The sequence below is a fragment of the Streptomyces sp. PA03-1a genome, from assembly GCF_033792805.1.
Lineage (GTDB): Bacteria > Actinomycetota > Actinomycetes > Streptomycetales > Streptomycetaceae > Actinacidiphila.
The window spans coordinates 1-9,950 of the sequence record NZ_JARAVO010000303.1 but is presented as its reverse complement, the minus strand read 5'-3'; the positions used below and the strand labels follow the sequence as shown (position 1 = coordinate 9,950).

Below are 9,950 nucleotides of genomic sequence, written 5' to 3'. Positions count from 1 at the left end.
CTCCCCGCCTGGGTACACTTCTCGTGGCCCCACCCGTCTCCCGGGCACCCCGGAGCGGGGACGGTGCCGTGCCGCCTTAGCTCAGCTGGTAGAGCACCGCTCTTGTAAAGCGAAGGTCGTCGGTTCGAACCCGACAGGCGGCTCCAGTTGGGACCAGCGACGACGCCCCGGACCATGATCGGTCCGGGGCGTTCGACGTCCACGGGTGACGTCTACCGGGGCGGTCACGCGCGGTCGGGCGGCGCCCGAGCGGACGGTCCCTGGCGCTGACGGGCTCACGCTGTGTGTCGGAAGTCACGTGCGCGCAGACGTCCATCGTGATGCCGGGACGCCGACGGACGGAGACGAGGCCCCCACCGCAGTTGCCGCGGTGGGGGCCTCGTCATCGTGGGGCAGATCATCACTGCGCGCGCCCCACTTGGAAAGCCCGGCACTGGCAGGCCGGGCAGAGTTCGTACCGCCCCTGGTCGGTGACCACGGTCCCCCAGCCGAGGCACACCTCGCAGCCGCGGGCCGGAGTGGCATCGGAGCGAGGGGAGGGGTGGACGGCGGCGCCGGCTCCGTAGGGCATGGGGGGCTCCTCAGAGGCGCAGCGACGCGACCGTTTTGGGGCTTGTGTTCGGTTACTTCCGGTATACACCCGGAGGTGCGCCGGCGGGGGCTTTCCCTGGCAAAACCTGCCGGGAACGCGACGCGTGGCCGATGTCCTCGCTCGCCGCCGATGGTGGTCGCCAGGTAGGCGCAGGTACGCCAACTGTTGGCCGAGCCGTCACCTCACGAGCCTTCGGGGCGAACACGTGTCCGGCTAGCCTCGCCTGGTTTTGTTCCACGGCGTGATGGAGACTCGACGTGCAGAGTGGGTACACCGGTCGAAGACAGCGGGCCGGCGTCGGGGTGGGCCGAATGCCGTGGTGGGACAACATCCGCTATTTCTCCGGCACGCTGGTGGTCATCGGGCACGCGAGCGAGACCGTGCACACGGACGGCCTGCGGTGGCTGTGGCTGGCCACCTGGGCCCTGCGCGTGCCCGTCTTCGTCATGGTCGCCGGGTACTTCGCCAGCGGTGGTCCGGTGACCCCGCGTGAACTGCGACGGCTGACGGAGTCGATCGTGGTGCCCTACGTGGCCGTCAGCCTGCTGCACACACTTCAGACGTGGTACATGCACGGCGACGTGCACATCTGGCTGCTCCAGCCGGCCTGGGCGATGTGGTTTTTGCTGTCGCTCATCTTCTGGCGGCTGGTGCTGCCCTACGTGGTGATCCTGCGTCACCCGTTGCTCCTGGCCTGTGTGGTGGCGCTGCTGGTGGGCTACATCGCGGACTTCGGCCAGGACTACTCCGCCTCGCGGACGGTGACCTACTTCCCCTTCTTCATCCTGGGGTGGATGATCCGGCAGGGCTTCCTCCGGGACGTCCTGGACGCGCGCTGGAGCCGGTGGCCCGCGGTGGCGGTGCTGGTCCTCACCTTCGGGGCGGGCTGGGGGCTCCGGGACAAGGTGGCGAGGGGCTGGCTCGGGATGGCGGTCCCCTATGCGCAGAACGACCTGCCGGTCGACCTGATGTGGGGCTGGGCGGTCCGCGCCGCGGTCCTGCTGGCTGCCATGGTCATCGGGCTCAGTCTCATCCGGCTCGTGCCGCGCGGGAGGATCCCGGTGGTCTCCTACCTCGGATCGGGCGGCCTGTACATCTACCTCTTCCACCCCCTCTTGATCCGGGCCATGCGCCGCAGCATCGGGACGGACTGGGTCGGCCCCTGGCACGAGCAACTGGCCCTGGTCGTGATGGCCGTGCTGGCGACGGCGCTGCTGGCGTCCAAGCCCGTGCGCTGGCTGACCAGGCCGCTGATCCAGCCCAGGCTGGCGTGGCTGTTCACCGCGGAGGCGCGTGCGACCGGTGCGGCCAGGGCCCCCGAACAGGCGACGACCATGGTGGGGCCGCGCGAGCCCGTTCCCGGCGGGGCGCTGGTCCATTCCGGCGGCGGGGCGGGAGAGGCCGGCCGCTAGCCGGACGGCCGATGTGCGCCGGGCCCGGCGGCACCGGGTCTTCGTTGCCGCGTGCGACAAGGAACTTCAGCAGACCGTCCACGCCGATCCCGTCGCGCGGCCCGGCGCTTCCGTCCCCGCCCCGCGTTGCAGGGGGATGTGCCGCCCGAGTCCGGCGAGGTGGGGAATCCGCAGGTCACGCCGACGGTTCCTCGACCTCGCTCCTGAACCGGTGATGGCCCGCCCGGTCGCCGTACTCCGGTGCCGTCGACGCGCAGGCGCCGGATTCGCCGTCGGCGTCCGGATCCCGGTGCGGGCCGCCCGCTGATTTCTTGCGTGCACACAGGCATAGCGGGCGGCCACCGCGGACGTCATCAAGGACAGCAAGCCCGCCGAGGAAGATCTCAGAGCAACTAGAGAAGGTGGCGATGGATGCCGAGGGCCAGGAAAACTTCAGGGATTTCGTGGAGAGCAGGTCGTCCGCGCTGCTGAAGACCGCCGTCCTGCTCAGCGGCGGTGACCGGCACGCGGCCGAGGACCTGCTGCAGAACGCGCTGATCAAGGCCGCGGGACGCTGGCACCGCATCGAGGAACCCGAGGCGTACGTACGGCAGGTCCTCTACCGGCAGCAGGTGAGCCGCTGGCGGCTGAAGTGGCCGCGGCGCGAACTGAGCGTGGCCGAGCCGCTGGAGAGCGCCGTGCTCCATGGCGCCGACGACGGGCCCGGCGCGGCCGATCTGCGCATCGTCATGCGTGCCGCACTGGCCCGGCTCACCGCCCGTCAGCGCACCGTCCTGGTCCTGCGGTACTTCGAGGACCTTCCCGAGGCCGAGGTCGCCGGTCTGCTGGGCTGCTCGGTCGGTACGGTGCGGTCCACCACACACCGCTCCCTGGCCCGGCTGCGGGGCCTGGCCCCCGAACTGGCCGCACTCGGCTCCGCGGACGCCGAGCAGCAGTCGTCCCGTGACTTCTCGCCTGTGGAGGTGCGTCCGTGAACGTCGATGAGCTGGTGCGCGACTCGCTGCGCGAACAGGCCGCCGAACAGCCTGCGCTGGGGCCGGGCTTCGCCGAGCGGGTGCTGGCGGTCCGACGGCGTCGTCGGAAGCGGGCGCTGGCGTCCGTCGCAGCGGCCACCGCCGCCGTGGTCGCCTTCGCGGTGGGCGTCCCGCTCCTGGACGCCGGCAAGCACGACGCGCGCCTCGCGAACGTCTCCGCCCACCCGGACCAGACGCCGCCGCGCGACATGATCGCGGCGGGGGACGTCGCAATGGCCGCGTACTACACCTGGGACACCGCCAAGCAGGCCGACGGCCGTGAATTCGCCGTCCGCACCTACCGGCTCCTGGACCCGAAGACCGGCAGGTACGTGAAGACGACCAAGTGGGCCCGTGTCGCCGTCGCCCCAGGCATGCGGACCGCCGCCGTCCTGGAAAGGAACCTGCCCGCCAAGCGGGTCGGCCTGCTCAACATGCTCACCGGCGAGGTCGAGCGCTGGATCCCGGTCGACCACGGCGTCGCGAGCGTCGAGTTCTCGCCCGACGGCAGCAAGCTCGTCGCGACGACGTACAGCAAGAACCCCGACCTGGTGCTGCACAAGGTGCGCCGTGACGTCAACGGCGACGGCCACAGGGACTGGATTCGGCAAGACGACTCCCAGGAGGGCCACACCGGCTTCTACGTCATGGACGTGGCCTCCGGTAAGGGATCCTGGAGCAAGACCACCGTCGTCGACGCGCTCGGCACCCAGGACTTCTCCTTCAGCAGTGACGGCAAGCTGCTCTACTCCGGAACCACTTCGTCTCCTTTCCGGCAGTTCTACGACTTCGCGGGCAAGCAGGTCGCCGCGCCCGCGAACGACGCCTACATCCGGCGCAATGCGGCGGGGCTGTCCCCGGACGGCAAGTTCGTCGCGGACATTTACGTGGGCCCCCGCCCCGACAAGCAGGCCCGCTCCGCGCTCCGCGATCCCCTCACCGGCAAGATGGTCACCATGGTGCGCGGGTACCGGTTGCTCGCCTGGATCGACAGCAAGCGGCTGATCGCCTGGGACTACACATATGGCTCGAAGGATGTCCGTTTCGGGCTCGCGCTCGTCACGATCGGCAGCGACGAGGTCGTACCGCTGAGCGGTTTCAGCAAGGGGAGCGACAGTACGCTGGCCGTGGACTGGACGCCGGTCTTCGCCGAACGCTGATGAGGCGGCCCGCCGGCCGCTCGCTTCCGCCATGCCGCCTGCCTCCGGGACGTCGCGTCGTGCTGCCAAGATGGCGCGGACGCGTCGGAAATCAGGGGTGGGCATGGAGAACTGGGACTTCCGCGAGTGGCAAGCAGCCCTGGCCGCCCTCGACCCAAGGGCGGCGGCCCTGGTCGGCCTTGCGGCGGCCGAGCGCATGGCGGGGTGCCTGGGCGACGAGCGCTTCCGTCGCCACGGTGCCTCGGCGGCCGAGGTGGCGCGGGACCTGCTGCAGGAGTGCTGGTCTGGCGCCGTGGGTGGGGAGGGATCTGCGACGGCCCGGATACGGGACCTGGCCGGCCGGTTGGCCGGCCACTCCGCGGAGTACCAGACCCTCTCGATGACCGAGCTGTTCCACTCGTACGGGCCGTTCGCCGCCGACACGGACGAGGATCCCGACGACGAGGCCCCCGACCTGGACGAGTTCCTGGAGGAGGCGGAACCCGAGGGTGCGGTGATGATGCATATGGACGCGCTCACGGCGATAGCGGAGGCGGCTGCGGCCTGTGCCGCAGGCCCCTGGGACGGAGCCCTCCGGTGCCTCCAGGTCGCCGCCATGGCCGCGGACCAGCACGATCCCCGGCTGCCGGGACCGGGCGCCGAGACGCGGCGCCAGGCGGAGGACCTGGCGTTGGTCCGGGCGACGGAAGGCGCCGGGGCCTGGCCGCGGCACCTGGTGACGGAGCTCCGGACCCGCGCCCAGGCGGAGGCGGCGGGATGGCGACGGGCCACCGAGCGACTCGGCCTCCTTCACGCCTGAATCCGGAGCCTCGCCGCCTCCGCCCACCGGCCGGGCGATGGCGTCCTCGCTAGGCGCCCAGCAGTCGCGAGAGCTCCATCCCGGCCTCCTCGTACCCCGCGTCGGCGATCCGCTGCAGTTCGCGCAGGTCGCCCGCGGCGGCGGCGCGGCGGGTCAGCAGGAATCCCGCGTGCGGGGACCCCTCGTCCAGCAGTTTGCTCAGCTCCTCGATGTCCCCGGCGGCGTCGGCGAGGTCGGCCAGCCGGTCCAGGGCGCTCTCGTTCCCGGCGTCCGCCAGCTCGCGCAGGGTCTCGCGGTCGAAGTTCGTGTTCACCATGGCGCCAGGGTGCAACCCTGCCCCTGGGGCAGGGTCAAGTGCCACGATTGCGGGGTGATCACCATCGGTCAGCTCGCGGCGTACGTCGGAGTGTCGATCAAGACCATCCGCGTCTACCACGCCAAGGGGCTGCTTCCCGAGCCCGGCCGCGACGCCTCTGGCTACCGGCGCTACGGGGCGGACGACGTCGTCGCCCTCATCAAGATCCGGACGCTCGCCGAAGCCGGCGTCCCCCTGGCCCGCATCCAGGAACTGAGGGCGGCCGGCGAGGAGGAGTTCCGCCGGGCGCTCCACGGCATCGACGGCCGACTGGCCGAGCGGATCCGCGGACTGCAGGCCACCCGGGCGCGCCTGCGCGAGCTCGCCTCCGGGGAGGCGACGCTGCTGCCCGCCCGGGTCCGGGCGCATCTGGAGGACCTGCGGCGCTGGGGATTCACCCCCCGGTGGGCGGACCTCCAGCGGGACCTGTGGATCCTCGTCTTCGCCACCCACCCGGACCAGGCGGGGGCCCTCTTCCAGGACCAGGACGAGATGCTGTCCGAGCCCGCGCTGCGGCAGCTCTTCCTGCGGTACGACCATGCGTACGGCCTCGATCCCGGCGACCCCCGCCTCGACGACCTGGCGCAGCGGATCGTCGAGGCGACCCGGAGCCGCTACGGATCGAGCGCGCCCCCTGAAGTGGACATGGCCTCGGACATCCCCGCCCTCATCCAGAGCACGGTCAACGCCGCCTCCCCGGCCTGGCGGCGGCTGGACTCGCTGATCCGGGCGGGGCTCGGCGCGGCGCCGTGAGCCGCTCGAATGGCCCGGCGTCCCTGCGCGTCGGGATGGGGGCGGTGGCTGTAGGACCGCGGAGGGGTGCCCGCCCGCGCGGGTCGGGCACCCCTGGGGGTCAGCGGACGGTGACCTGGGTCGTGCCCGTGACGCCGCCGCTGGTCACCGTGATGGTCGCGGTGCCGGAGCGGTGGGCGGTCAGGGCGCCGGTGGACGGGTCCACCGAGGCGACCTTGGGGTCGCCCGACGTCCAGACGTGGGACGCGGGGTCCGCGATCGGGATGGTGAGCGGTGCGATGTTGTCGCCGGCGATCTGGTCGCCGGTCGCGGTCAGGGTGACGCGGTCGCCGCGGGCGATCGGGTCCGTGGGGCCCGTGACCTCGATCGAGGCCAGCGCGGGCTCGACGGTGTACTGCAGGTTGCCGTCGTCACCGATCCGGACGAGGCCGAAGTGGTAGATGCCGCCCTGGTCGGCCGGGGCGTAGGCCGGCATGCCGAGGTCCGCGAAGGTGAACTGCGGGATGCCGCCCTCGTCGGTGGTCACGCTCCGGCCCTCGGGGTCGAGGATCTGCTCGGCGAAGCCGCGGGCGTGCCCGTACATCATGATCACGTGCTGCTTGGGGTGCGTCTGCTGGTAGCGCTGCACCAGCCGCAGGTACATCCGCGCCTCCCAGCGGTCGGTGAACTGGCTGTTCGCGGCCGGATGCGGGTCGTACGCGGGCATGTGGGTGATGACCAGCACGTCCTTGGCGGTGGTGTCCGTCAGTTGCTGGACGAGCCACGGGTACTGCACGCCTTCGGGGTTCTGGAACGGGTCCGAGGACTGCAGGCTGCCGTGCGAGTTGTCGGTGACGATCATCCGCGCGGCGCCCTGGCCGTACGCGTAGTGGGTCTCACCGAAGGTGTCGCTGAAGTTGCCGTTCTCGGAGTCGGCGCCCTGGGTGATCTCGTGGTTGCCGACGATGTCGCGCTCGGGGATGCCGAGGGCGTCCATCTTGGACTTCGCGTACTGCAGGTCCGCCAGCTTGCCGTCGTCGGGCATGTCGCCGAGGAACTGGGCGGAGTCCGGGCGTGCCTGCGGGGTCAAGGTGGGCAGCCGCTCGGCTATGGAGTCCATCACGTTGCTGCTGACCGAACCCGGGTCGCTCGCGAGCATGTGCGCGTCGTCACCGGTGAGGATCGTGGTGCCGCGCTTGGCGAAGTCGGCGGAGTCCTCCTCGAAGGACAGCCACTTCGGGTTCTGCGGGATCGCGCGGTACTCGGGCACCGTGACCGGACGCGGCGAGTACAGGGCCTGCAGGCCCGCGACGTTGAGCGAACCGCTGTAGGCCGTGCTGGGGCTGATCGCCAGGAAGTCGATGAAGCTGATCGTCAGCGGGAACTGCATGCCCGCCGGCAGCTGCGCGACCGCCAGGTGCCAGTCCTTCCACGTCACGAACGTCGGGTACAGCGTGGTCGAGGTGCCGTTGACGCCGATGTACTTCTCGGCGAGCTCGATGCCGTTGCCGTCACCCTTGATCCACACGCCGATGGCGGTGGGGACCTGGCCGTTGGCGGTGTCGGTCTTCAGGGTGACCTTCGGTGAGAGCACCAGCTGCTTGACACCGGAGCCGGCCGGCATCGAGTAGTCGAGCCGCAGGGACCCCGCCTCGGTGGAGCCCGGCGGGACGACGCCGGGGTCGGCGGTCAGGGTGGCGGGGTTGCCGGTGGTGTTGTTGCTGAGCCGCCACACGTCCAGGCTGGTGATCGGGTCGATGACCTTGCTGACCCGGCCCACGGCGACCGACGTGGTCGCGGTGGTGCCCGCGACCTGGGCGCTGACCTCGGCCAGACCGCCGTCGTCGGTGCTCGCCGTGAACAGGCCGTGCGCGTCGACGGTGCCCAGGTTCTCCGGGGTGACCTTCCATGTGGCCGCCTCGGCGGGGATCTGCACCGCGCCGCCGTCCTTGACGGTGCCGGACAGGGCGAGCTGCTGGGTGGCGCCGTTGTCCAGGTCGGCCTTGTCGGGCGAGACCGTGAGGGTCGAGAGCTTGCCGACGACCTCGAGCTTCTCCGAGGTGGAGGCGCGGCCGTTCGAGGCGATGATCCGGCCCGAGCCCGTGCGGTGCGGGGTGAGCTTGCCGTCCTCGTACGAGGCCAGCGACGCGGGCACGACGCGGACGTGGACCTGGCCGGCCGCCGGGTTCGCGAGCCGGTCGACGGAGTGCACCGGGAGCGGGACCGTGCCGCCGGCGACGGTGGTGACCTGCTCGCCGCCGTTCACCACGACCTTGACGGCCGGGCCTGCCTCCTCGGCGGTGGAGTAGAAGAAGATGCCGTTGGCGACCGGACGCTCCGTGTTGCCGGGCTGGTCGGAGGGCTTGTTGACGATCTCGGCCCGGTCGGCGCCGGGGGCGCGGCTGACCATGCCGGTGGAGCCGCCGCCGTCGAAGAGCATGGCGTCGTAGGCGCCGTGGGCGACCATGTAGCCGGCGGCCTGGTCACGGGTCACGCCGAAGGCGGTGGTGGCGCCGCCCTGGCCGTCGACGGCGATGACGATGGCGTGCTTGCCGTCCTTGGTGACGCCGACCGCGGTCTCCGGGTTGGCGCCGCTCGGCGGGGTGCCGGTCGGGTCCTTGTAGACCTGGCCGTCCTTCACCAGCGTGTCGACGCCGCTGATCAGCTGGGTGACATCGTTGTCAGGTGAGAGTCGGGTGGCGATGCCCACCGTGTCGCCCGCGTGCAGGGTGTCGGTCAGCCACTGCCCGCCGTCGCCGGCGCCGAGCAGACCGAGCCGGCCGTCGGCGAGGCGCGGCACGGTGGTGACGCCGGTCCGCACGTCGTCGACGACGAAGCCGCCGTCGGTGACGTGGCCGAGCACCAGGGTGGAGGCCTTGGGCAGGCCGGGGGTCTCGCCGAGGTCGGGGGTGACCTCGGTGATGCCGCCGGACGTCACGTCGTTCACCGTGTTCACCGAGGTGAGCGCACGGGTCGCGGAGCCGGCGGTGATCGTCCCGGAGAAGGTCTCCGGGCCCATGACCATGGTGCCGTCGGGCTTGACGCCCAACTGGGAGGCGAAGCCCGGCTTGGGGCTCTTCAGCAGGCGCCCGTCGGTCATGATGCCGCCGAGCGGACGGCCGCTGGCGTGGATCTCGAAGTAGTCGCCGTTGACGCCCGCCACCGCGTGGGTGCGGTGCGCCATCGACGACGGCGTCTCGTCGGCCGGGTTGGTGATGGTGCCACCGGCCTGGACCATGCCGACCCGGAGGTTCGGGTCGCCGAGGTCGGCGGAGAGCACCTGGACGTGCTGGCGGCCGCCGACGGTGTCGTAGGTCTCGCTGTAGTGCTGCAGACCGCGCGTAACCGTCTCGGCGGGGGCCCGGGTGTGGTCCACCACGAGCGGCCAGTTCTGCGGAGTCTCCGGCAACCAGTCACGGTCGGGCGCGTGGCCCTGGAGGGCCTCCTCGCCCGCCGGTGCCGAGGCGGTGGCCACGGCCCCGCCCACGGCGCCGGTCAGTGCCAGCGCCAGCGCGGTGACAACGGCGGTCCGGCGTGCGCCGGTCCCCGGGGTCCTCTTCCCGCGAAGTGTCATGGAGTGTTCCTTATGGGTGATGTGCCGGCTGGTCGCCGGCCCCCGTCCACCCGACACCCGTTCGGCGACGCCCAGGTTTCCGGGTGTGGATCGGCGGGTGACCCGCAGGGGGTGCGGGGTTATGGATTCGGTCAAGTCGTCGCCGCTGAAGGGGTTCCGCCGGCCGCACCGCGCCGCTGCCGTGCCTGCGCGGACGTGCGGAACGCCCCGGCCGATGCTCGGCCGGGGCGTTGCGTGGGTCCCTCGGGTCAGGTGCGGGCGCCCGTCACCAGGGGGCGGGGCCCGCACCTGACCCGAGGGACCCACGCAACGA

At 71.6% G+C, this 9,950-nt stretch carries 8 protein-coding genes and 1 tRNA gene; 6 read left to right on the top strand and 3 right to left on the bottom strand.

Going from position 1 to position 9,950, the window contains the following annotated elements; genetic code table 11:
• Positions 1–70 precede the first annotated feature (70 nt).
• Positions 71–146, top strand: a tRNA-Thr gene (locus PV341_RS40610).
• Positions 147–400: 254 nt separating this feature from the next.
• On the opposite strand, the gene PV341_RS40605 is transcribed toward PV341_RS40610, so the two are convergent.
• Positions 401–571, bottom strand: coding sequence for a hypothetical protein (locus PV341_RS40605; RefSeq protein ID WP_500330227.1), 171 nt, complete (start codon positions 569–571; stop codon positions 401–403).
• A gap of 332 nt (positions 572–903) precedes the next feature.
• Between PV341_RS40605 and PV341_RS40600 the strand changes: the two genes are divergently transcribed.
• From PV341_RS40600 to PV341_RS40585, 4 genes are all read left to right on the top strand, one after another.
• Positions 904–2,004 (top strand): acyltransferase family protein, encoded by a 1,101-nt coding sequence (locus PV341_RS40600; RefSeq protein ID WP_500360442.1) that lies wholly within the window; start codon positions 904–906, stop codon positions 2,002–2,004.
• A gap of 407 nt (positions 2,005–2,411) precedes the next feature.
• Positions 2,412–2,978: a SigE family RNA polymerase sigma factor gene (locus PV341_RS40595; protein ID WP_500360440.1), complete on the top strand. Its 567-nt coding sequence runs from the start codon at positions 2,412–2,414 to the stop codon at positions 2,976–2,978.
• Positions 2,975–4,177: a WD40 repeat domain-containing protein gene (locus PV341_RS40590; RefSeq protein WP_500330223.1), complete on the top strand. Its 1,203-nt coding sequence runs from the start codon at positions 2,975–2,977 to the stop codon at positions 4,175–4,177. The genes PV341_RS40595 and PV341_RS40590 overlap by 4 nt, the downstream gene beginning before the upstream one ends.
• Before the next feature lie 103 nt (positions 4,178–4,280).
• Positions 4,281–4,976, top strand: a complete 696-nt coding sequence (locus tag PV341_RS40585) for a hypothetical protein (RefSeq protein WP_500330222.1) — start codon at positions 4,281–4,283, stop codon at positions 4,974–4,976.
• 49 nt (positions 4,977–5,025) lie between these two features.
• Here the strand turns inward: PV341_RS40585 and PV341_RS40580 are convergent, their stop codons facing one another.
• Positions 5,026–5,292, bottom strand: coding sequence for a hypothetical protein (locus PV341_RS40580; RefSeq protein WP_500330220.1), 267 nt, complete (start codon positions 5,290–5,292; stop codon positions 5,026–5,028).
• Positions 5,293–5,346: 54 nt separating this feature from the next.
• On the opposite strand from PV341_RS40580, the gene PV341_RS40575 reads away from it, so the two are divergent.
• Positions 5,347–6,084 (top strand): MerR family transcriptional regulator, encoded by a 738-nt coding sequence (locus tag PV341_RS40575; protein ID WP_500330219.1) that lies wholly within the window; start codon positions 5,347–5,349, stop codon positions 6,082–6,084.
• Between the two features lie 100 nt (positions 6,085–6,184).
• On the opposite strand, the gene PV341_RS40570 is transcribed toward PV341_RS40575, so the two are convergent.
• The gene (locus tag PV341_RS40570; protein ID WP_500330217.1) at positions 6,185–9,637 is read right to left on the bottom strand and encodes a phosphodiester glycosidase family protein; all 3,453 of its coding nucleotides are present in this window, start codon (positions 9,635–9,637) and stop codon (positions 6,185–6,187) included.
• Positions 9,638–9,950: the final 313 nt, after the last annotated feature.

Bases quoted from the DNA above. Each gene is read 5' to 3' on its own strand.
- PV341_RS40605 (WP_500330227.1), bottom strand. From the start codon at position 571: ATGCCCTACGGAGCCGGCGCCGCCGTCCACCCCTCCCCTCGCTCCGAT.
- PV341_RS40600 (WP_500360442.1), top strand. From the start codon at position 904: ATGCCGTGGTGGGACAACATCCGCTATTTCTCCGGCACGCTGGTGGTC.
- PV341_RS40595 (WP_500360440.1), top strand. From the start codon at position 2,412: ATGGATGCCGAGGGCCAGGAAAACTTCAGGGATTTCGTGGAGAGCAGG.
- PV341_RS40585 (WP_500330222.1), top strand. From the start codon at position 4,281: ATGGAGAACTGGGACTTCCGCGAGTGGCAAGCAGCCCTGGCCGCCCTC.
- PV341_RS40580 (WP_500330220.1), bottom strand. From the start codon at position 5,292: ATGGTGAACACGAACTTCGACCGCGAGACCCTGCGCGAGCTGGCGGAC.
- PV341_RS40570 (WP_500330217.1), bottom strand. From the start codon at position 9,637: ATGACACTTCGCGGGAAGAGGACCCCGGGGACCGGCGCACGCCGGACC.